This window comes from Georgenia sp. Marseille-Q6866, assembly GCF_965111665.1.
Genome location: NZ_CBCOOR010000001.1, coordinates 66640 through 87065, shown reverse-complemented (window position 1 = coordinate 87065; position 20426 = coordinate 66640). Strand labels below are relative to the sequence as shown.

Annotated in this window: 19 protein-coding genes; 6 read left to right on the top strand and 13 right to left on the bottom strand. The window is 72.6% G+C overall.

Annotated features, from left to right (window positions below):
• Positions 1-53: 53 nt before the first annotated feature.
• The 5 genes from ACWPXV_RS00380 to ACWPXV_RS00360 all read right to left on the bottom strand — a co-directional run bounded on the left by ACWPXV_RS00380 (position 54) and on the right by ACWPXV_RS00360 (position 3522).
• On the bottom strand, positions 54-881 hold the full coding sequence (locus ACWPXV_RS00380) for a CPBP family glutamic-type intramembrane protease (protein WP_454083356.1): 828 nt from the start codon (positions 879-881) through the stop codon (positions 54-56).
• A gap of 82 nt (positions 882-963) precedes the next feature.
• Positions 964-1584 (bottom strand): DUF3267 domain-containing protein, encoded by a 621-nt coding sequence (locus ACWPXV_RS00375; RefSeq protein ID WP_454083355.1) that lies wholly within the window; start codon positions 1582-1584, stop codon positions 964-966.
• A gap of 298 nt (positions 1585-1882) precedes the next feature.
• Positions 1883-2056, bottom strand: a complete 174-nt coding sequence (locus ACWPXV_RS00370; RefSeq protein ID WP_454083354.1) for a hypothetical protein — start codon at positions 2054-2056, stop codon at positions 1883-1885.
• Positions 2057-2242: 186 nt separating this feature from the next.
• A complete protein-coding gene (locus tag ACWPXV_RS00365; protein WP_454083353.1) occupies positions 2243-2371 on the bottom strand; it encodes a hypothetical protein in 129 nt (42 codons plus the stop codon).
• A 182-nt stretch (positions 2372-2553) separates the two neighbouring features.
• On the bottom strand, positions 2554-3522 hold the full coding sequence (locus ACWPXV_RS00360; RefSeq protein WP_454083352.1) for a helix-turn-helix transcriptional regulator: 969 nt from the start codon (positions 3520-3522) through the stop codon (positions 2554-2556).
• Positions 3523-3584: 62 nt separating this feature from the next.
• Here ACWPXV_RS00360 and ACWPXV_RS00355 point away from each other — a divergent pair, with 62 nt between their 5' ends.
• Genes ACWPXV_RS00355 through ACWPXV_RS00345 form a run of 3 tightly spaced genes read left to right on the top strand, consistent with a single transcriptional unit; the run spans position 3585 to position 8640 of the window.
• Entirely contained in the window at positions 3585-4634 is a 1050-nt protein-coding gene (locus tag ACWPXV_RS00355) for an ABC transporter ATP-binding protein (RefSeq protein ID WP_454083351.1), read from the top strand.
• The gene (locus ACWPXV_RS00350) at positions 4631-5386 is read left to right on the top strand and encodes an ABC transporter permease (protein WP_454083350.1); all 756 of its coding nucleotides are present in this window, start codon (positions 4631-4633) and stop codon (positions 5384-5386) included. The genes ACWPXV_RS00355 and ACWPXV_RS00350 overlap by 4 nt, the downstream gene beginning before the upstream one ends.
• A 29-nt stretch (positions 5387-5415) precedes the next feature.
• Entirely contained in the window at positions 5416-8640 is a 3225-nt protein-coding gene (locus ACWPXV_RS00345) for a DEAD/DEAH box helicase (RefSeq protein WP_454083349.1), read from the top strand.
• Between the two features lie 6 nt (positions 8641-8646).
• Here the strand turns inward: ACWPXV_RS00345 and ACWPXV_RS00340 are convergent, their stop codons facing one another.
• On the bottom strand, positions 8647-9093 hold the full coding sequence (locus ACWPXV_RS00340) for an HIT family protein (RefSeq protein ID WP_454083348.1): 447 nt from the start codon (positions 9091-9093) through the stop codon (positions 8647-8649).
• Positions 9094-9224: 131 nt separating this feature from the next.
• Here ACWPXV_RS00340 and ACWPXV_RS00335 point away from each other — a divergent pair, with 131 nt between their 5' ends.
• Positions 9225-9605 (top strand): MarR family winged helix-turn-helix transcriptional regulator, encoded by a 381-nt coding sequence (locus ACWPXV_RS00335; RefSeq protein ID WP_454083627.1) that lies wholly within the window; start codon positions 9225-9227, stop codon positions 9603-9605.
• Between the two features lie 4 nt (positions 9606-9609).
• Here ACWPXV_RS00335 and ACWPXV_RS00330 read toward each other — a convergent pair whose 3' ends face one another.
• The 4 genes from ACWPXV_RS00330 to ACWPXV_RS00315 are packed head-to-tail and all read right to left on the bottom strand — an operon-like array spanning position 9610 to position 12813.
• Complete coding sequence (locus tag ACWPXV_RS00330; RefSeq protein WP_251840535.1) at positions 9610-10293, bottom strand: metal-dependent transcriptional regulator; 684 nt, start codon at positions 10291-10293, stop codon at positions 9610-9612.
• Positions 10290-10997 carry a vitamin K epoxide reductase family protein gene (locus tag ACWPXV_RS00325; RefSeq protein WP_454083347.1) on the bottom strand — a complete coding sequence of 236 codons (708 nt, stop codon included), beginning with the start codon at positions 10995-10997 and terminating at the stop codon, positions 10290-10292. Before ACWPXV_RS00325 ends, ACWPXV_RS00330 begins: the two co-directional genes overlap by 4 nt.
• Entirely contained in the window at positions 10994-11812 is an 819-nt protein-coding gene (locus ACWPXV_RS00320; RefSeq protein WP_454083346.1) for a metallophosphoesterase family protein, read from the bottom strand. The genes ACWPXV_RS00325 and ACWPXV_RS00320 overlap by 4 nt, the downstream gene beginning before the upstream one ends.
• The gene (locus tag ACWPXV_RS00315) at positions 11809-12813 is read right to left on the bottom strand and encodes a hypothetical protein (protein WP_454083345.1); all 1005 of its coding nucleotides are present in this window, start codon (positions 12811-12813) and stop codon (positions 11809-11811) included. Before ACWPXV_RS00315 ends, ACWPXV_RS00320 begins: the two co-directional genes overlap by 4 nt.
• Before the next feature lie 87 nt (positions 12814-12900).
• Between ACWPXV_RS00315 and ACWPXV_RS00310 the strand changes: the two genes are divergently transcribed.
• The gene (locus ACWPXV_RS00310) at positions 12901-14559 is read left to right on the top strand and encodes a glutamate--cysteine ligase (RefSeq protein ID WP_454083344.1); all 1659 of its coding nucleotides are present in this window, start codon (positions 12901-12903) and stop codon (positions 14557-14559) included.
• Here the strand turns inward: ACWPXV_RS00310 and ACWPXV_RS00305 are convergent.
• Genes ACWPXV_RS00305 through uxaC form a run of 3 tightly spaced genes read right to left on the bottom strand, consistent with a single transcriptional unit; the run spans position 14459 to position 18791 of the window.
• Positions 14459-15979 carry a gluconokinase gene (locus tag ACWPXV_RS00305; RefSeq protein ID WP_454083343.1) on the bottom strand — a complete coding sequence of 507 codons (1521 nt, stop codon included), beginning with the start codon at positions 15977-15979 and terminating at the stop codon, positions 14459-14461. The two genes, ACWPXV_RS00310 and ACWPXV_RS00305, sit on opposite strands and share 101 nt — an antisense overlap.
• A gap of 2 nt (positions 15980-15981) precedes the next feature.
• Positions 15982-17361 (bottom strand): mannitol dehydrogenase family protein, encoded by a 1380-nt coding sequence (locus ACWPXV_RS00300; protein WP_454083342.1) that lies wholly within the window; start codon positions 17359-17361, stop codon positions 15982-15984.
• Positions 17358-18791 carry a glucuronate isomerase gene (uxaC, locus tag ACWPXV_RS00295; RefSeq protein WP_454083341.1) on the bottom strand — a complete coding sequence of 478 codons (1434 nt, stop codon included), beginning with the start codon at positions 18789-18791 and terminating at the stop codon, positions 17358-17360. The genes ACWPXV_RS00300 and uxaC overlap by 4 nt, the downstream gene beginning before the upstream one ends.
• A gap of 141 nt (positions 18792-18932) precedes the next feature.
• Here uxaC and ACWPXV_RS00290 point away from each other — a divergent pair, with 141 nt between their 5' ends.
• Positions 18933-20249 carry a lactate racemase domain-containing protein gene (locus ACWPXV_RS00290; protein ID WP_454083340.1) on the top strand — a complete coding sequence of 439 codons (1317 nt, stop codon included), beginning with the start codon at positions 18933-18935 and terminating at the stop codon, positions 20247-20249.
• Positions 20250-20426: the final 177 nt, after the last annotated feature.

Sequence of the window (20426 nt, the reverse complement as noted above, 5' to 3'; positions counted from 1 at the left end):
ACACGAGGTAAGCCAACCCGCGGTCAAAGCCATCGAGCCCGACGGCGTACCGATCATGGCACCACCTCGCCACGCTCGGGGACGGTGGCGACGTCTCGCGACGGCCCACGCAGTGGGCGATAGGCAAGTGTTCCCCGCGTTGCCAACGCCACGACGAGGCCGACGACGCCGAACGACGCGAAGACGGCCATCGACGCGGCGCGGCCTGCCGGGACAAAACCAGAGCCCGCGTTGAGGGACGCATGCGCCAACACGGCGAAGAACACGCTGCCGCCGGTGTGGTTGAACAACCACGTCAACAACAGCGACTGCCCGACCGCACCGACCGCCGTGAAAACAAGCACGGTCGCGGCCACGCTGGCCACACCCGTCCCGGCGGAGTGGTAGCCCGGGACGAAGACGAACACCGGAAGGTGCCACAACCCCCACAACACCCCCAGCACAAGCGACGCGCGCAGGGCACCCATGCGCTCTTGCATCCGAGGCAGCGCGAACCCCCGCCAGCCGGGTTCTTCCTGACCCCCGCCCAGAACCATGAGGAACGACAAGCTCGCCAGATACGTCACGAGCAGGGCTGCGCCGGACCCGGCGAACCTCTCGGTCCCGTCCCGGAAGGGCAGCCCGACAGCGACCCCCAGCGCCGGAAGACCGACGATGGCCACCACGTACCACCGGGGCGCGACCCGCCACTGGACCAAGCGCCGCAAGAACGTGCGGACGCCGGCGCGCCCGTCGACCAGCCCGGTGACGAACAGAGCGGCCACCGGCGGCCCGAACGCACCAGGAACGAACCAGGCGAGCGTGCTATGTCCCATGCTCCCGAGAACGACCAGCCAGTACGCCCAGCTCAGCAGGTAGGCCGTCACGAAGAAGGTCGACACCGGGAAGGCCCGTGCCAGACCGCCGATCGTCGTACCCCGCCATCGAGCTCCCCGGTGCAGGGCCGCGGTTGTTGGCACGGGTCTACCGCTCACGCTGGACAGCTGGCGCCGTCACGGGCGAAGTTTCCGCCGGGAGGAACACGGACGTCTCTTCTCCGTCGTCACGGATGAGTGCCGCCGGCGGGAGCCGGAGGAAGGCCCGCGCCTGCAGCACGTCCCCCGCAGATCCGGCGACATTGAGGACCAGGACGACGTAGACCGTGAGGAAGAACTCCGGCGGCAGGGACCGGAGCAGGTCGAGCAAGACGAGCGTGTAGAGCACAAGGGGCGTCAGGGCGACGACGACGGCCCCGCCCCGGGTGAGGAACGCCTGGCTCCCGGTGATGAGGTAGGGAAACCGCACGCCGACTGTCGGGCGTTCCCGTGTCAGCCACCAGAGCAGGGCGGCGTGGGTGAGTTCGTGCACGACCATGTAGGCAAGGCAGGCGACCACGGTGATCGAGACGCTCGCGCCGGTACTCAAGGTGCTCTGGAACGGGAGGTCGAGAACAAGGGCCAGGGTGATCATGGCAGCGACAGTCAAGGCGAACGCGACCTTAATAGTGGTCGCTGCCCGCTTGTCATCCTTGAGATCGAGCGTCGAGTGGAGCCGATAGCTGTCGGGAAGGTCGATCCGTCGCGGTCTCACGCTGCGGTGAGCCATGGTGTCCGCCTCATTCGGTTGCCTTCATCCTCCCACTTCAGGGTTACACCAGGCGGGGCGAAGGTCCCTCGGTCCTGGCGCGGCGTCCGATGCCCGGCCATCGCAACCCTCGGGGACTTGGACTCCCTATAACGGAACCGCCACCGGTGCGGAGTCCGGCACCGCCCGGCATCTGAATCACGGCCCCCACCCCCGTGCCCGCAAGACCTGTCCGGCGCTATACCCCCTGGGGGCCCGCCACCCGGCACACGGAAAAGGCCCGGCACGCCGTAGCGTGCCGGGCCCTGGGCGCGGGCGGTCATGCGCGTGGCAGTGATGCGTTGCGCACGACCGCGCGCGGCCCGATACCCGCCCAGCGTCCCCGGCGGGCCCGCAGGACGCGGGTGGCCGGACGGCGCTGGAGGTGGACGTAGTCCGCGAGCGGCATTCCCATGGCGCTGGCGGACATGTCGCCGAGCATGAGGGAGGACATGACAAACCCCTGACTCTTCTTGTGGGTGGAGTCCCCGGACGAGGGGACGACGGCATGGCCCGGTGCCCGGGCAGGGATCGCGCGACCTCGTCGTCGGGATCCCTTCGGCGACGAGGCCTGCTACGCGAGCAGATGCTTGGCCATGACGAGAACCCTGCCAGGGGCGGTGTCAGGGGCGCCACTCATTTATCGGCGGCGGTCTCCCGGCCCGGTGCGCGGCGTCCTCGCGGCGCGGCGCCGGCGGCGCAGCCGGCGCGGGAGCAGCGGGACCGGCCGCTGCTGGAGGTAGACGATGTCTGCCAGTGGGATGTTCATGCTGCGAGCGAAGTCGTCGCCCAGCATCCTCTGCATGGTGGTACCACGTCCCTTCATCAGGCCCACCGGGTAGGCGGGCGCACCTGAGCACGGCCTCGTGGGCCGGGCTGCCCGTGTGGGGCGAGACGTCCTGCTGAGGACGCCCTCGCCACCAGCTTCACCGCTATTGTCTCACATCGTGGTCACTCGGGCGGGGGCGTCGTCGCCTCGGTGAGGCGCCTGCCGAAGTGGGCCAGCGCGCTCACCGCCTCCTCTCCCCCGCTTACCGTCCACGTCACCTCGGGCGGGATCCACGCGGGCCCGTAGACGAGGTCGGCGAGCGATCCGCCGGCCACCGGCCAGTCGGTGCCGCCTGACTCGTTGGGCGTCGCGCCGGTCGACCACACGCCGAAGTGCTTGCGCATCTCCTCCAGGTCCATGTCGAGGTGGACCACCGCCTCCAGCGGGTAGCTGCGGCTGTCCGTGTCGGTCGTGAGGATCAGCTCGGAGGGGTCGTCCACCGGCAGCTCGCGCGGGGCCGTCCGCACCCCGGTGCGCAACAGCCCCGACAGGCGGTCGAGACGGAAGGTGCGCCAGTCCTCCCGGTCCAGGTCCCAGCACACGAGGTACCAGCGCGGCCCGTTGGACACGAGCGTGTGCGGCTCGACGTGACGGGAAGCCTCGACGTCGAGGGCGGTGACGTAGCGGAAGCGGACGCGCTCGTGGTCGCGGCACGCGAGCGCCAGCTCGGCGACGACGTCGGGGTCCACGGCCCGGCCGCGCCCGCCCGCCGGCACGGCGTACTCCTGGAGAGCCGACACCCGCCGGCGCAGGTGCGGCGCGAGCATCTGCTCGAGCTTGACGAGGGCACTCAGCGCGGTGTGCTCCCCCAGTCCCTGGACGGCCGCCACGCGCAGCCCGACGGCGATCGCCACGGCCTCGTCGTCGTCGAGGAGGAGCGGCGGGAGGCGAGCGCCCGCCTCGAGCCGGTACCCGCCGTCGAGGCCGGGACGGGCGCTGACCTCGTAGCCGAGCTCGCGCAGCCGATCGACGTCGCGGCGCAGGGTGCGGGCGCTGACGCCGAGGCGGTCGCGCAGCTCCCGGCCGGACCACGAGCGGTGGGTCTGGAGCAGGGAGAGCAGGCGCAGGGCACGGGCGGTGGGATCGGCCATGCCGGAAATCTACCGATCGATGCGGCCAGGATCTGGCCGCATCGGCTCGTAGCGTCCTCGTTATGACTCCGATCATCAGCACCAAGGGGCTCACCAAGACCTTCCACCGCAAGGGCGGTGAGGAGGTCGTCGCGGTCAGCGACCTCACGATGGACATCGAGCCCGGCACCCTCACGGCCTTCCTCGGGCCCAACGGGGCCGGCAAGTCCACCTCCCTGCGCATGCTCACCACGCTCCTGCCGCCCACGAGCGGCCACGCCACGGTCTGCGGCTTCGACATCGCCCGCCAGCAGGCCGACGTGCGCCGGTCGATCGGCTACATCGGCCAGAAGAACGGCGCGGCCCAGTACTACCGGGTGCGCGACGAGCTGGTCTCCCAGGGCGCCTTCTACGGCCTGGGCCGCGTCGAGCGACGTCGTCGCGCGGACGAGCTCATGGAGATCCTCGGCCTCACCGAGCTCGCCACCCGCACGACGATGACCCTCTCCGGCGGCCAGCGCCGGCGCGTGGACATCGCCCTCGGCCTCGTCCCCGCCCCGCAGCTCCTCTTCCTCGACGAGCCGTCCACCGGCCTGGACCCGCAGTCCCGCTCCCACCTGTGGGACCACATCCTCACCCTGCGCGAGCGCTACGGGATGACCCTGCTCCTCACCACCCACTACCTCGACGAGGCGGACCGCTTCGCCGAGCGGGTGATGATCGTCGACCAGGGCCGGCTCATCGCCGACGACACCTCCGCCCGGCTCAAGGCGAACCTCGCCGGGGACCGCATCCTCCTCACCCTGCAGGGAACCGGCCCCGACGACGGCGCCCTCGCCACGCTGCGGCGCGTCGCCGCCCGCGGTGACGACGTCGAGCAGACCGCCGTCACGGTGCCGGAGGGGCCGGCGGTGCGGTACGCCGTCGTCGTCGACCACGGCGACCGCGTGCTCCCCGGGCTGCTCGCCGACCTCGCGGCCGGCGGCCACCGGGTCATCGCCGCGGAGCTCCACCAGCCCACCCTCGACGACGTCTTCCTCCGCCTCACCGGCCGCAGCCTGCGCGAGGAGCAGGCCCCCGCCGGCGCCGACACCCCCGCCCAGCCTGCCCTCACCCCCGGAGGCCCCCAGTGAGCTCCGTCGTCACCGACGCCCGCAACGTCCTCGTCCGCGAGCTGTGGCCGGTCCTGCGCGACCCGTTCAGCATCATCTTCTCCCTGCTCCAGCCCCTCGTCTTCCTCGCCTTCTTCGGCCCCCTGCTCAGCGGCATGACCGGCCTGCCGCTGGCCGAGTCCTTCCAGTGGTTCGTCCCGGGCATCATCGTCATGAGCACCCTCTTCGGCACCGCGATGGCCGGCTCCAACCTCCTCTTCGAGCTCCAGTCCGGCTCCCACGAGCGGATGCTCGTCACGCCCGTGGCGCGCTCGGCCCTCATGGTGGGGCGCGCGCTGAAGGAGATGGTGCCGCTCGCCGTCCAGGCGGTCGTCATCACGCTCGTGGCCGCGATCTTCGGCTTCCGGCCGCACCTGCCCGGCATGGCGCTGGGGCTCGTCGTCCTCGCGGCCTTCGGGATCGGGCTCGGCGCGCTCAGCTACTCCCTGGGGATCGCCGCGCGTGAACGGGACTGGATGTTCTGGGCGGTGCAGCAGGCGCTCATCTTCCCGCTCATGATCCTGTCCGGGATGCTGCTGCCGCTCGAGGCGGCGCCGCGCTGGATGCAGGTGCTGTCCCAGCTCAACCCGCTCACCTACCTCGTCGAGGCGGAGCGGGCGCTGTTCAACGGGCAGCTCACCGAGCCCGCGGTGTGGCAGGGCGCCCTGGCCGCCATCGTGCTCGCGGCGGTCGGGCTCACGGTGGGGATCAGGATGATGCGGCGCAGCATCTGAGTGTCACAGGCCGCGGTTACCGTAGGCGGGTGGACCTGACCGAGAGCGACGTGCGGGCGCTGCAGAACCTCACGCTCCCGGACGACGCCACCCTCGCGCGATGGTTCGACCGCGGCACGGTGGAGCGCGGCACCGACTACGCGCGGCGCGGGATGGTCCAGCGGCTCCACGTCGACCCCGACGAGCGGGCCCTGTTCGCCACCGTCCGCGGCAGCGGGGCCGCCTCCTACCAGTGCTTCGTCGTCCTCTACCCCGGCGCGCAGGTCTCGGTCCACTGCACCTGCCCGGTGAAGCTGGGCTGCAAGCACGGCGTGGCAGTGGTCGTCGCGGCCCGGGAGGCGAGCATCACCGGCGTCCGTCCCGCCTGGGAGCGCGCCCTGGACGACGCCGTCACCGACGCCGCCTCCGGCAGCGGGGACCCGCTCGGGCTCCAGCTCGAGCGGGTCGTCGCGCGAGGGGCGGCCGCGGCGTCGGCCGGGCGCAGCGCCGCCCGGATCCGCATGGCGCCGGTGACGCCCGGCGCCAAGGGCCAGTGGGTGCGCACCGGCGTGAGCTGGCAGACCGTGCGGTGGACGTGGAGCCGCTACGTCCCCGCCCACGCCGAGGCGCTGCGCGCGCTCATCGCCTCCCACCCGCACGCCTACGGCACCCACGTCTTCCTCGACGAGCTCGGCCCGGCCGTGTGGCCGCTCCTGCAGCAGGTGGTGGACGCCGGCGTCGCGCTCGTGCCCCACCGCAGCGTCAAGGGCGAGGTCACGCTCAGCAGCACACCCGCCGACGTCACCCTCGACGTCACCACCCACCCCATCCACGACGGCGTGCGCGTCGCCCCGTCGGTGCGCGTCGCCGGCCGCACGGCGGGGGCCCACGCCGTCGCCTTCGTCGGCCACCCGGTCCACGGCGTGGCCGTGAGCGACGACGGCCTCGTCCTCGCGCCGCTGGCCCGCCCGCTGCCGCTCGGCGCCTCCGAGCTCGTCCCCGGCGAGCCCCTCCACATCCCGCCCGACGGCGTCGTCCGCTTCCGCCGCGACTTCTACCCCCGCCTGCGCCTGCTCCTGCCCGTGCGGTCCTCCGACGACGCCGTCGACCTCCCCGAGGTCCTCGCCCCCGTCCTCGTCCTCGCGGTCGAGCACCTGCCCGAGTTCGTCGTCCGCCTCGCCTGGTCCTTCCGCTACCAGTCCGGCGAGACGGTCGCCGACCTGCCCGTGGGCAGCGACGACGACGTCGCACCGGCAGCCGACTGGGTGCGCGACCACGCGGCCGAGCGGCGCCTGCTCGACGCCCTCGACCTGCCGGCCGAGCTCCCCCGCCACGCCTCCGGGCGCGGGCCCGCGCCCGTCGCCGAGCTGCGCCGGCTCGACGCCGCCCGCTTCACCGAGGACGGCCTGGACCGGCTGCGCCGGGCCAACCCCGCCGTCGTCGTCGAGGTGAGCGGCGAGGTGCCTGACTACAAGCACGTCGACGTCGCCCCCACCATCTCGCTCACCGCCACCGACACCCCGCAGGGCGACTGGTTCGACCTCGAGGTGGCCGTCGAGCTCGAGGGCGAGCCGGTGCCCTTCGGCCACCTCTTCCGTGCGCTGGCCACGGGCGAGCCGCACCTGTTCCTCCCCTCCGGCACCTACGTCACCCTCGACCGTCCCGAGCTCGACCAGCTGCGCCAGCTCATCGCCGAGGCCGGCGGGCTCCATGACGAGGAGTCCGGCACGCTGCGGGTCACCGCCTACCAGGCCGACCTGTGGCAGGAGCTCGTCGCCCTCGGCGTCGTCGCCGAGCAGAGCGAGCGGTGGCGGCGCACCGTCGACGCGCTCGTCTCCGGCCCGCCGCCCGGGCAGGTCGACGTGCCCGCCGGCCTGCGCGCCGAGCTGCGCTCCTACCAGCGCGAGGGCTTCGAGTGGATCTCCACGCTGTGGGAGGCCGGGCTCGGCGGGATCCTCGCCGACGACATGGGCCTGGGCAAGACCCTCCAGACCCTCGCCGCCGTCCTGCGCGCCAAGGAGACCGGCCGGCTCACCGCGCCGGTGCTCGTCGTCGCGCCCACCTCCGTCGTGGGCGGCTGGGCGAGCGAGGCGGCCCGCTTCACCCCCGACCTCACGGTGCAGACGGTCGAGCAGACCGCCGCCAAGGCGCGGCTGCCGCTCGCGGACCACGTGGCGGGGGCCGACGTCGTCGTCACGTCCTACGCGCTGCTGCGCCTGGACTTCGCGTCCTACGACGCGCTGGACTGGTCGGTGCTCGTCCTCGACGAGGCGCAGATGGTGAAGAACCACCAGGCCAAGACGCACGTGTGCGCGCGGAAGATCGCCGCCCCGGTCAAGCTCGCGATCTCCGGCACGCCGCTGGAGAACAGCCTCATGGACCTGTGGGCGCTGCTGTCCATCACCGCACCCGGCCTCTTCCCCGACCCCCGCGACTTCACCGTCGCCTACCGCAACCCGATCGAGCGGGAGCACGACTCCGCGGCGCTGGACCGGCTGCGCCGCCGCACCCGGCCCTTCATCCGCCGCCGCACCAAGGAGGAGGTCGCCCAGGAGCTGCCGCCCAAGCAGGAGCAGGTGCTCACCGTCCCGCTCACGGCGCGCCACCGGAAGATCTACGACACCCACCTGGCGCGGGAGCGTCGCAAGATCCTCGGTCTCGTCGACGACATGGACAAGAACCGCTTCACGATCTTCCGCTCCCTCACCCTCCTGCGGCAGCTGGCCCTGGCGCCCGCGCTCGTCGACCCGGAGTACGAGGGCGTGGGCTCGAGCAAGGCCGAGGCCTTCCTCGAGCAGCTCGCCGAGCTCGTCTCCGAGGGCCACCGGGCGCTGGTGTTCAGCCAGTTCACCGGCTACCTCGGGCTGGTGCGGGAGCGGCTCGAGCAGCAGGGCATCGACTACTGCTACCTCGACGGCAGCACGCGGGGCCGCGCGGCCCGCATCCGGGAGTTCAAGGAGGGGCAGGCGCCCGTCTTCCTCATCAGCCTCAAGGCCGGCGGCGTGGGGCTCAACCTCACCGAGGCGGACTACTGCTTCATGCTCGACCCCTGGTGGAACCCCGCCGTGGAGGAGCAGGCGATCGACCGCACGCACCGCATCGGGCAGGACCGCACCGTCATGGTCTACCGGATGGTCGCCGAGGGGACGATCGAGGAGAAGGTCATGGCGCTGGCCGACCGCAAGCGTGAGCTCGCCGGCCGCGTGCTCGCCGGTGGGACCACGGCCGCCTCGGCCCCGCTGTCCGCGGACGACATCCGCGAGCTGCTGGGCTGAGCCGGCTCAGAGCCGGGCGGAGCTCAACGCGCGGGGCACGTGGGCGCCGTGGCCGGCCTCGCGCAGCGCCTCACGCAGGCGCTCCGCGGCGGCGTCGAGCTCCGCGGGCGGGACGTCGTCGCGGGCACGGTCCAAGCGCAGGGCGGCCTCGTCCCAGGCCGGCAGGACGTGGACGTGCAGGTGCGGGACCTCGAAGCCGGCCACCATGACGGCGGCGCGTGGCGCGTCCCACGCCGCACGCTGCGCGCGCCCGATCGTGGCCGCGACGACCGCCAGGTGGGCGACGAGACCGTCGGGCGCGTCGGTCAGCTGGTCGACCTCGATCCGCGGAACGACAAGGACATGGCCGTCCGTGACGGGGGCGATGGTCGCGAAGGCGACGCACTCGTCGTCGGCCCAGACGAAGCGTCCCGGGATCTCCCCGGCGATGATCCTGCTGAAGACGGTGCTCATGGCGCCAGGGTATCGACGACTACGATCGGTGGGACGAAAGGGACGAGGTGCCAGGACAGGACGAGCGTGCAGTGTCCACCCGGACGGCCGCCGAAGCGTGGGAGGAGCTCTTCCGGGCACAGGTGACCCTTATGCGGCGCTTCGAGGCCGGTGACGACTTCGCCCCGCTCACCTCGCGCGAGTACGACGTCCTGTTCCAGCTGAGCCTCGGGGAGGGCCGGGCGATGCGCATGCGCGACCTCACCGCGCTCATCCTCCTGTCCCAGCCAAGCCTCAGCCGCATGGTCGACCGTCTCAGTGCCCGCGGGCTCCTCGAGCGGCGCGCCGCCCCGGGCGACGCGCGCGGCGTCGTCGTCGCGCTCACCGACGAGGGGCTGCGCCTGCAGCGCGAGATCGGCCGCCACCACGTGCGCTCGATCCGCCGCTACGTCGGCGGGGCGCTCGACGAGGACGAGCTGCGCACCCTGCAGCACCTGGCGCACAAGCTGCGCACCGCCCAGCGCCACCTCTGAGGCGTCAGGCGGTGACCCACACCGCCGCGACGGCGGGGTCCCCGAGCTCGACGGGCTCCCCCGCCGACTCCCCGGGCGGGGTGACGGTGAAGAGGGTGGTGCCGACGTAGGGCCGGGCCTCGACGACGGCGACGTGCGCGTCCAGCCGCACCCCGACGTCGGCGAGGTGGCGCAGCACCTGCGGCTCGGCGTCGGAGATCCGCACGACCCTGCCCCCCTCCCCCGCGGGGGTCTGCGCCAGCGGACGGGTGGGCGGCACGGTGACCTCCCCGCCGACCGTGGGGATGGGGTCCCCGTGCGGGTCGCGGACGGGGTGGCCGAGGAGCCGGTCGATGCGCTCGACGAGCAGGTCGGAGACGGCGTGCTCGAGGACCTCGGCCTCGTCGTGGACCTCGTCCCACTCGTAGCCCAGGTGCTCGACGAGGAGGGTCTCGATGAGCCGGTGGCGGCGCACCATCGCCAGCGCCGCCTGCCGGCCGCGGCCGGTGAGGGAGATACCCCCGTAGCGCTCGTGGTGGACCAGGCCCTCGTCCGCCAGGCGCCGGACGGTCTCCGAGGCGGTCGACGCCGAGACCCCCATCCGCGCCGCGAGGGCGCTGACGCTCGTCGCCGGCCCGCCCCACTCCACCGCGGCGTAGATCGCCTTGAGGTAGTCCTGGGTGACGTTCGAGGTGGGCAGCTGGGTCACAGGATCAGCATCCACTGGTCCCAGAAGACGACACCGATGAGGACGAGGACGACGGCGTACCAGACCGTGATGACCAGGGCGCGGTCCTGGACGAGGAAGCGCCGCAAACCCTCGGGGGCCGGCAGGTGGCGGGCCTGGAAGCCGCGGGCGAGGACGTTGACGACGATCGGGATCGTCACCGCCCACACGACGAGGCAGTAGGGGCACAGGCCGCGGAGGTTGGCGAAGGCCTGGTACTGGAACCACGTGATCCACACGGCCGCGAGGACGGATCCCGCCATGAGCAGCACCCAGTACACGCGCGGGAGCCGCCCGCCGCCGAGGAGCGCGACGCCGGTGGCGGTGACGATGGCGAAGCCGATCGTGCCGAGGACGGCGTTGGGCGGGCCGAGCACCGAGGCCTGCCACGAGAGGACGAACTTGCCGCAGCCGATGAGCGGGTTGATGTCGCAGCCGAGGGCGGCGTTCGGGTCACGGAGCAGCTTCAGAGTGGAGAGGACGAGCATGACCGAGGCCCAGGTGCCGAGCGCGCCACCGATGGTGAGGAGCCAGCCCAGGCCGCGGGTGGCGCCGCCGGCGAGCTGGTGCTCGGTGGGGCGGGCGGGGTCGAGGGCCGCGAGGGCCTCCTCCTCGGCGAGCAGCTCCTCGTCGGTGAGGGCGTCCTCGTCCGCGGTGACGTCCTCGGCCCGCTGCTGCTGGCTCATCTGCGCTCCGTTTCCGCGGACGACTCCGCGTCGCTCGGGTCCCCGCTGGGCCCGTCGGTCCCAGTATCACCGCTCGTCGACGCCGAGTCAGCAGGGTCCGGGAACCGGTACCAGCGCCCCAGATCGACGGTCGTGTCGGTGCCCACGGTCACCACCCGGTAGTCGAGCGGGCGGCCGCTGGCGGCGTCGACACGCAGCACCGTCATCTCCGCGGGCCCGTTGAGCGGGCCGACCGTCGCACCGCCCGACGCGCCGGCGGTGCTCGCGCTGACGTACCGGGTGCCGGCGCCGTGGACCTCCGGCCCCTCGCGACGGTGCCAGTGCCCCGACAGCGCGAGCGGCACGCACCCCTGCTCGAGTGCCGGGAGCGCGGCGCGGGGGTTGTGGATGAGCATGATGTCGGCCCGGTCGGCGGAGCACGCCGCCTCGGCGAGCCGCTCCCCCATCTCCGGCACGGTCTCCTCGCGCTCGGGCCGGGTGCCCTCGCCGACGGCGGTCAGCGTGGGGTCGGTGTCGCCGAGGATCCGCACGCCGTCGACCTCGACGACGTCCCCGCCCAGGACGACGTACCCGGCGTCGCGCATCTGCTCGGCGGTGGTGACGGAGTCGTGGTTGCCGGTGGACACGATCATCGGGAGGTCGTCGGGGATCTCCCCGGCGAAGGCGTTGACGCAGTAGGACTCCACGGCCGTCCCGCTCATCACGGTGTCGCCCGCGTCGAGGACGGCGCTCGCCCCGCTCAGGCGCGCGGCGCCGGCGATGACGGACGCCATCCCGACGTTGCAGTGGAGGTCGCTGACGAGGAGGAACGTCACCGGCTCCACCCGCGCGGGCGCCTCGGTGGCCGCCTCCGACGCGGGTGCGACGCCGTCGTCCGGTGAGGCGGCTGCCTCGGGCGAGGCGGCGTCGTCGTCGGCCGGGGCGGTGGCGTCATCGGCCGGCGCCGTGACGTCGTCGGCGGGGGTCGTGACGTCGTCGGCCGGCGCCGTGACGTCGTCGGCCGGCGGGACGGGGCGCGGTCCTGGGCGTAGGCGGCCTCGAGGTTCTCGTTGACCGAGGCGTAGAAGGCCTCGTTCTCCTCGTAGGCCTCCACGAGGTAGCCCCCGTAGGTGTCGATGAGCTGGGCCATCCGGCCGGTCATCCGCAGGTCCTCCATCGGCGTGCCGGCCAGCGCGCTGATGGTCCGGCCGGGCGTGGGCCGGTCGCGCACGGTGAGGGCCGTGGGCACCGCCACGACCGTGACGACGACGACGGCAACAAGCGGCACGACGCCGGGGCGCCGTGCCGCGTGGGCCACCTCGCGGCGCAGCAGCCCGCGGGAGGCGAGCCGCGCGCCGGCGACGACGAGGAGGACGGACCCGGCGACGATCGCTGCGCGGCCCAGGGCGTCGCGGACCAGCGCGCTCACGGCGTCGGCGACGACGGCGTCGGGGTGGGACACGACCTGCGCGTACGCGGCGAGGTCACCGGCCAGGCCGGTGGCCGGGCTGGCCTGCACGGCCGTCAGCTCGGCCGGAATCTCCTGGACGACGACCTCCACGCCCAGTGGCCAGGGCATCGGGGAGTCGAGCAGGACCGTGCCCAGGGGACCGAGGTCGACGACGATCTCGTGCTGCGCCGTCACCTCGTAGTGGGCGACGTGCGGGCCCAGGGAGGAGTCGGTCGACGCGGTGAGCACCCCGACGACGCCGGAGACCAGCACCGTGACGAGGAGCAGGAGGCCCGTGCGGAGGAGACGTCGCGTCGCCGTCGTCTGCCGGTGCCACCACGGCCAGCGCCGTCGCGGCGCGTCGCTCTGCTCGTCGTCGTCCACCATCGTCACCATTGTCGCCCAGCCGGGCGCACGTGCCGAGCGGCGCGTCATGTGGTTCGCTCACCAGCGAGTCGAGAGAAGGAGCAGGGCGTGGGTGAGGAGATCTCCGGGACGACGTTCACGCGCGCGGACCACGCGAAGTACCGCGCGAAGATCCGCCGGTGCCTGGACACGCTCGAGGCGATGCTCGACGCGGGCGTGTTCGTCGAGGACGAGTGGCGCACCGGGCTGGAGATCGAGCTCGGTCTCGCCGGCCCGGACATGCGTCCGTTCCACCGCAACGCCGAGGTGCTCGAGCGCATCGCCGACCCGCTCTACCAGACCGAGCTGGGCAAGTTCACCATCGAGCTCAACGTCGAGCCGCGGCGCATCGACGGCCAGTCCCTCGAGCAGCTCGAGGCGGCGCTGCGCCGCAACCTCAACCGGGCGCGGGACCGCGCCGGGGACGCCGGCGCCGAGCTCGTCATGGTGGGGATCCTGCCGACCCTGCCGGCGCCGCCCGCCGGGCGCAGCTGGTTCACCGAGAGCGACCGCTACGTCGCGCTGGACGAGGCCATCATGAACTCGCGGCGCGAGGACATCACGCTGCGCATCGGCGGTCCCGAGCCGCTGTCGCTGACGATGGACTCGATCATCGCCGAGGCCGCGTGCACCTCCACCCAGCTCCACCTCCAGGTCACGCCCCGGCGGTACGCCGACTACTGGAACGCCTCGCAGCTGCTCGCCGGGCCCCAGCTCGTCATGGGCGCCAACTCCCCCTACCTCTTCGGCCACCACCTCCAGGCCGAGACGCGCGTGGAGACCTTCCTCCAGGCGACCGACACCCGGTCGGTCGAGCTGCGCAACCAGGGCGTGCGGCCGCGGGTGTTCTTCGGGGACCGGTGGATCACCTCGATCTTCGACCTCTTCGAGGAGAACGTCCGCTACTTCCCCGCACTGCTGCCGGTGAGCAGCGACGAGGACCCGGCCGCGGTGCTCGCGGCCGGTGGCACGCCGTCGCTGGCCGAGCTGCGGCTCCACAACGGCACCGTCTACCGGTGGAACCGCCCCATCTACGACGTCCAGGACGGTCGCCCCCACCTGCGGGTGGAGAACCGGGTGCTGCCCGCCGGGCCGAGCGTCATCGACACGCTCGCCAACGCGGCCTTCTTCTACGGGATGGTCGTCGAGCTCGTCACCGACGAGCGGCCGCTGTGGTCCCGGATGTCCTTCGACGCGGCGCGGGAGAACTTCCACGCCGCCGCGCGGTACGGGATCGACGCGCGGCTGTACTGGCCCGGCCTCGGTGAGGTGTCGGGCACCGGGCTCGTCCTCGACACGCTGCTGCCGATGGCGGCGCGCGGCCTGGAGCGCCTGGGTGTGGATGCCCCGGTCGCGGGGAAGTACCTCGACATCATCGAGGCCCGTGCCCGGCTGCGCCGCAACGGCGCCACGTGGCAGGTGGCCGCCGTCGAGGCCTACGAGGAGCGCGGCAAGGACCGCCGCGACGCCCTCCACCTCATGCTCGCGGACTACGTGAGGAACATGAACGGCGGGGAGCCGGTCCACACCTGGGACGTCCCACCTGACCACCACCGCATATGCGGGGAATCTGCGGCTCTCCGTGCGGATCGGCTGCAGGTTTCCCGCATATGCGGGGTGGGGGAAGTTACAGGCGGGGCTGGGTCTCTAGGGTTTCCAGGTAGGACTGGAGCTCGTCGTAGGCGCCCAGGAGGTGGGCGGCCCGGGCTCGCAGGCCGGAGTACGTGAGGCGGTCGGCCTCGGAGACGCCGATCGGGTCGGCGACGTCACCGGCGGGGCTGAGCAGCTCGAGGCCGGCGGCCAGCGAGTCGACCTGCCGGGGGGCGTACAGCGCGAGGATCGCCGAGCCGAGCGCGGAGCCCTCGGCGTCGTCGGTCGGGACGAGCGGGCGGCCGATCGTCGCCGCCATGACCTGGCGCCACAGGTCCGCGCGGAAGACCCCGCCGGTGCAGCGCACCTCGGTGACGGGCGTGACCGTGTCGAGGACGTCGACGAGGCTGGACATCTGCAGCGCCACCCCCTCGATCGCCGCGCGGATGAAGTGTCCGCGGCCGTGGGCGTGGCGCACCCCGAGGTAGGACCCGGTGAGCTCGGGGTCCCACAGCGGGGCCCGCTCACCGAGCAGGTAGGGCAGCATGATGAGGCCGTCGCTGCCCGCGGGCACGGCGCCGGCCATCGCCATGACCTGGACGTCGCGCAGCGGCCCGGCGGGCACGTCGGGCGCGTAGACCTCACCGGCCCAGCGGGCGACGACTCCCCCGTTGCTGATCGCCGCGCCCACCACCCAGGCGTCGTCGGTGAGGGCGTAGCAGAACAGGCGCCCGTCGGCGTCGAGCTTGGGCGCGTCGACGACCGTCCGGACCGCGCCGCTCGTGCCCATCGACAGCCCCGCGATCCCGGGCTCGATCGCCCCGGTGCCGAGGTTGCCGAGCGGCCCGTCAGTGGCGCCCGTGTTGACGGGGATGCCCCCCGGCAGCCCGACGCGCAGGCCCGCCTCGCGGGAGAGGTCGAGGAGCGCCGTCGTCGGGAGCACCTCGGGCAGCTGCTCACGCCGCACCCCGGCCAGCGTCAGGGAGGAGTCGGCCCACGTGCGGGTGGACAGGTCGAGCAGCCCCGAGGCCGAGGCCGTGGACAGCTCGGTGACGAGCCGCCCGGTGAGGTGGAGCAGGACGAGGTCCTTGAGCCCGATCCAGCGGTGCGCACGGGCCGCCGTCGCGGTGTCGTGGCGGGCGAACCACATGAGCTTGACGAGCGGGCTCATCGGGTGGACCGGCGTGCCGGACAGGTGGAGCAGCTCACGTGCCCGCCCGGCGGCCCGCAGCTCGGCGGCCTCGGCGTGGGCACGCGTGTCCGCCCACGTGATGATGTCGGTGATCGGGTGCAGGTCCTCGTCGAGGCCGACGAGCCCGTGCATCGCGGAGCCGACGCCGATGACGTCGATCGCGCGGCCGGCGCAGGCCGCGACGACCTCCGCCAGGGCGCCGTCGACGGCGTCGAGCACCATCCGCGGGCTCTGCACCTGCCAGCGGGGCTGCGGCTCCGCGAGCCGGTACTCGCGGAAGGCCGCCATTCGCCAGCCGGACGCCGCGTCGACGGCGATGACCTTCGTGGTCGTCGTGCCGACGTCGATACCGAGGACGACGCCCATGCTCAGCGCCCCGTGCCCGACTCGAAGGACCGGAGCTGGTCGACGACGGCGGAGCTCAGCTCGGCGTCGTCGGCGAGGTCGGGGGCGAGCTCGCCGAGCACGGTGCGCACGGCATGCTCGTCGTCCCCGGCCGCCAGCTGCTGCCAGCGCTCGGCCGCGACGTCCTTGACCGGCACGCCCGCCCCGCGCAGGTGGGCGACCCAGGCGGCGACGGCGACGACGGCGCCCTGGGGCAGCCGTCCGGCACCGCGCTCGGTGCGCAGCACCGGGACGTGGCGCACGGGCAGCTTCTGCGAGCCGTCGGCGGCGATGCGGCCGAGAATGTCGCGCATGCGGGGGTTGGCGAAGCGCTCACGCAGCGCCGCGCGGTAGGCGGCGATGTCCTCCACGGGGACGTCGAGGCTGGCCTCGGCGTCGTCCCACAGGCGCTCGACCCACGCGCGCAGCCGCGGGTCGGCGAAGGCCTCGTCCACGGTCTCGTGGCCGAGGATCGGGCCGGCGTAGGCCATGAGGGAGTGCGCACCGTTGAGGAGGAGGAGCTTGCGGCGCTCGTAGGGCTCGACGTCCTCGACGAGCGTGACGCCGGCGGCCTCCCACTGCGGGCGGCCGGCCGGGAAGCGCCCGGCGATGACCCACTCGGTGAAGGGCTCGGTCGCGACGGGCGCGGCGTCGACGACGCCGAGCTCACGCTCGACGAGCTCGGCGGTCTCCGGGCCGACGGCCGGGGTGATGCGGTCGACCATCGAGCTGGCGAAGTCGACGTTCTCGTCGATCCACGGCAGCAGGTCCGGGTCGATGAGTGCACCGAGGTCGCGCACGACGCGGCCCACGACCTCGCCGTTGCCGGGCAGGTTGTCGCACGGCAGGACCGTGATGGCACCGCCGTCGGCCGCCTGGCGGGCGATGAGCCCGGCGACGAGCTTGCCGGGCACGGTGGTGACGGGCGCGACGGGGTCACGGCGCAGGGTCTCGACGTCGGCGAGGACGTCGGGGCTCTCCCGGTCCAGCCCGCCGTCGGGGCCGCGCAGGTAGCCGGCCTCGGTCACGGTGGTCGTGACGACGGCGACGGCGGGGTCGCGCAGGTACTCGAGCCACGCCGCGTGGTCGGCGGCCGCGTGGACGGCGCTCACCGAGGTGACGACCTCGAGCTCGTCGCCCTCCGCGCCGCGCACGACGAGCGTGTAGAGCCCGTCCTGCGGGGCGAGGGCGCGAGCGGCGTCCGGGCGGCGGCCGGTGAAGGCCGCGATCCCCCACTCGGCGCCGTCGGCGGCGTGCATCGTGTACCAGGCCTGGTGGGCGCGGAAGAAGTTGCCAAGGCCGAGGTGGGCGACGCGGACGGGCGGCGCCACCTGGTCGGGGCGGCGGCTGAGTCGCTCGCTCACAGCTTGAACACCTTCTTCGGGATGGTCGTGACGAGGTCGAGGGCGGTGGCCAGGGCCTCGTCCTCGGTGAGACGGTGCTGCGCGACCAACTCTGCCAGGTACGCGGCGTCGAGACGGCGCGACATGTCGTGGCGCGTCGGGATGGACAGGAACGCGCGCGTGTCGTCGATGAAGCCCGAGGTCCGGTAGAAGCCGGCGGTCTCCGTCACGGCGCCGCGGAAGCGGCGGATCGCCTCGGGGGCGTCGATGAACCACCACGGCACGCCCACGTGCATCGAGCGGTAGAAGCCCGCCATAGGTGCCAGCTCACGGGAGTAGACGGTCTCATCGATGGTGAAGACGACGAGGGTGAGGTTCGAGTGGTTGCCGTAGCGGGCGAGCAGCGGCTGCAGCGCCTTCGTGAACTCGACCTTGATCGGGATGTCCGAGCCGGCGTCGGCGCCGTAGCGCTCGAAGTTGTCCGTGTCGTGGTTGCGGTAGACGGCCGGGTGCAGCGTCATGACCAGACCGTCCTCGGTCGCCATGCGCGCGGTCTCGCTCATCATGTGACGGTGGAAGGCGCGTCCCTCCTCGGCGGTGGCCTCCCCGCGGAGCGCGGCGGCGTAGATCCGCTCGGCCTCCGCGAGCTCGAGCGGCTCGGTGCCGGCGTCGGCGTGCGAGTGATCGGAGGAGACGGCGCCGTGCTCCTTGAAGTAGCGGCGGCGGTTCTCGAGGGCCGCGATGTAGCCGGCGTAGTCACCGGTGTCGACGCCGGACACCTCGCCGAGCTGACGGGCGAGGTCGGCCCAGCCCGGGCGGGCGAGCTCGAGGAAGCGGTCCGGGCGGAAGGTCGGGATGACGCGGCCGGTAAAGGTGGGGTCCTCGGCGAGCGCGCGGTGCGGGGCGAGGTCGTCCAGGGGGTCGTCGGTGGTGGCGAGCACCGAGATGCCGAAGCGCTCGAAGAGCGCGCGCGGGAGGAACTCGGGCCGGGTGAGCGCCTCGGCGATCTGGTCGTAGATCGCATCCGCGGTCTCCGCGCTGGGCACCTCGGTGATGCCGAAGACCTCGACGAAGGTCGTGTCGAACCAGTACTTCACGGGCGTGCCGCGGAAGAGGTAGTAGTTCTCGCACAGGATCCGCCACGCCTTGCGGGCGCCGGCCTCGTCCAGCTCGACCGGGCCGTTCGGGCCGCGCCCGAGGTCGCTGAGCTCGGCGCCGTTGGCGTGGAGCATGCGCAGCACGTAGTGGTCGGGCGACAGGAGCAGCGACACCGGGTCCGCGAAGGGCTTGTTGTCCACGAGCCACTGCGGGGGCACGTGGCTGTGCGGGGAGATGATCGGGAGGTCCTTGGTCGCGGCGTAGAGCCGGCGAGCCACGTCCCGCACCTCCGGCTCCGTCGGGAGGAGGCGGTCGGGATGGACGTCGAGGGACGCCTTCGTGTCAGCGCTCATGGCGCCATCGTCCCGACACCCTCCGCCGTCGGCAATGAAGTTGCCAGTCCTTGCCACCCGGTTGCCAGCGGTTGCCACCACACCGCCGGTTTCTGCGGCCCCCCACCTGACGGCGCGCCGCGGCAGGGCTACGGTCGAGCCATGACGTGGTTCAAGGAGGAGGCCCGGTTCATCTCGCGGCCCCAGATCGAGGCGATGTGCGACCGGCTGCTCGACGAGGCGAAGGAGCGGCTCGGCATCGCCGAGTACCGGCGCGTGCTCCTCCTGCCCCCGGACCTCACCCGGGCGCACTCGGGCACCGGCTGGATGACCGAGTACCTCTACCACCGGCTCGACGCCGCCGGCACCGAGGTGCACGTCATCCCCACGCTCGGGCAGCACGTCCCGCACACCCGCGAGGACAACGAGTGGATGTTCGGCTCGATCCCCGAGGATCGCATCCACGCCCACGACTGGAAGAACGGCGTGACGAACGTCGGCACCGTCCCCGCGGAGTTCGTCCGCGAGCAGACCGGCGGCGCCGTCGACTGGGAGATGCCGGTCGACCTCAACACGATGCTCGTCACCGAGCAGTGGGACCTCATTATCAACGTCGGGCACGTCGTGCCCCACGAGGTGCTCGGCTTCGCCAACCACAACAAGAACTACTTCATCGGGCTCGGCGGCAAGCGCCTGCTCGGCGCCTCGCACATGGCCTCGGCCGTGTACGGCATCGAGAACAACCTCGGCAACCTCCTCACGCCCGTGCGGGCCTGCTTCAACTACGCCGAGGAGCACTTCCTCGGCCACCTCCCCGACGTCTACCTCCAGGTCGTCATGGACTACGACGACGACGGCAAGCTGGCCCACACCGGCGTGTACGTCGGTGACGACCTCGAGACGTACTACGACGCCGCCCGCGCCTCCCGCGAGCAGAACTTCACCCTCTTCGACGAGCCAGCCGACAAGATCGTCGCCGTCATGCAGGCCGACGAGTTCCGCGCGACGTGGGTGGCCAACAAGGCCGTCTACCGCACCCGCATGGCGCTCGCCGACGGCGGTGAGCTGCTCGTCATCGCCCCGGGCGTCGAGCGCTTCGGGGAGCAGCCGGAGGTCGACGAGCTCATCCGCACGTACGGCTACCTGTCCCAGGCCGAGGTCATCGACCTCTACAAGACCCAGGCCGACATGCAGGACATCCCGCACGGCACCGCGCACCTCGTCCACGGCTCCAGCGAGGGCCGCTTCACGATCACCTACGCGCCCGGGCACCTGGGCAAGGAGGAGATCGAGTCCGTGGGCTACCAGTACATGGACGTCGAGGAGGCCCTGCGCCGCTACGACGCGGCCGTCATGAAGGACGGCTGGAACACCATGCCCGACGGCGAGCGGGTCTTCTACATCTCCACGCCGTCCGCGGGCCTGTGGTCCACGCGCGAGAAGCTCGAGAACCGCGACACCGAGCTCCACGACGCCTGACCGGTAACAACTCAGCGCTCGGCGAGAGGGGTCGGGGGACGTCCGACGCCCCCTCTCGCCGAGCGCTGAGTTGTTACTGCAAATCACCCGCGCGCGGCTGAGACGAGCCTTGACACGAATCGGCTGGTCTGTGACGCTGAGCCCGTTCCGTAAGGGTCTTGACGCGTTCGGCAACGC

What these genes read in the sequence shown, in the direction of transcription:
- ACWPXV_RS00375 (WP_454083355.1), bottom strand. Translation starts at nt 1,584, where the DNA reads ATGGCTCACCGCAGCGTGAGACCGCGACGGATCGACCTTCCCGACAGC.
- ACWPXV_RS00370 (WP_454083354.1), bottom strand. Translation starts at nt 2,056, where the DNA reads ATGTCCTCCCTCATGCTCGGCGACATGTCCGCCAGCGCCATGGGAATG.
- ACWPXV_RS00365 (WP_454083353.1), bottom strand. Translation starts at nt 2,371, where the DNA reads ATGAACATCCCACTGGCAGACATCGTCTACCTCCAGCAGCGGCCGGTC.
- ACWPXV_RS00360 (WP_454083352.1), bottom strand. Translation starts at nt 3,522, where the DNA reads ATGGCCGATCCCACCGCCCGTGCCCTGCGCCTGCTCTCCCTGCTCCAG.
- ACWPXV_RS00355 (WP_454083351.1), top strand. Translation starts at nt 3,585, where the DNA reads ATGACTCCGATCATCAGCACCAAGGGGCTCACCAAGACCTTCCACCGC.
- ACWPXV_RS00340 (WP_454083348.1), bottom strand. Translation starts at nt 9,093, where the DNA reads ATGAGCACCGTCTTCAGCAGGATCATCGCCGGGGAGATCCCGGGACGC.
- ACWPXV_RS00335 (WP_454083627.1), top strand. Translation starts at nt 9,225, where the DNA reads ATGCGGCGCTTCGAGGCCGGTGACGACTTCGCCCCGCTCACCTCGCGC.
- ACWPXV_RS00325 (WP_454083347.1), bottom strand. Translation starts at nt 10,997, where the DNA reads ATGAGCCAGCAGCAGCGGGCCGAGGACGTCACCGCGGACGAGGACGCC.
- ACWPXV_RS00315 (WP_454083345.1), bottom strand. Translation starts at nt 12,813, where the DNA reads ATGGTGGACGACGACGAGCAGAGCGACGCGCCGCGACGGCGCTGGCCG.
- ACWPXV_RS00305 (WP_454083343.1), bottom strand. Translation starts at nt 15,979, where the DNA reads ATGGGCGTCGTCCTCGGTATCGACGTCGGCACGACGACCACGAAGGTC.
- uxaC (WP_454083341.1), bottom strand. Translation starts at nt 18,791, where the DNA reads ATGAGCGCTGACACGAAGGCGTCCCTCGACGTCCATCCCGACCGCCTC.
- ACWPXV_RS00290 (WP_454083340.1), top strand. Translation starts at nt 18,933, where the DNA reads ATGACGTGGTTCAAGGAGGAGGCCCGGTTCATCTCGCGGCCCCAGATC.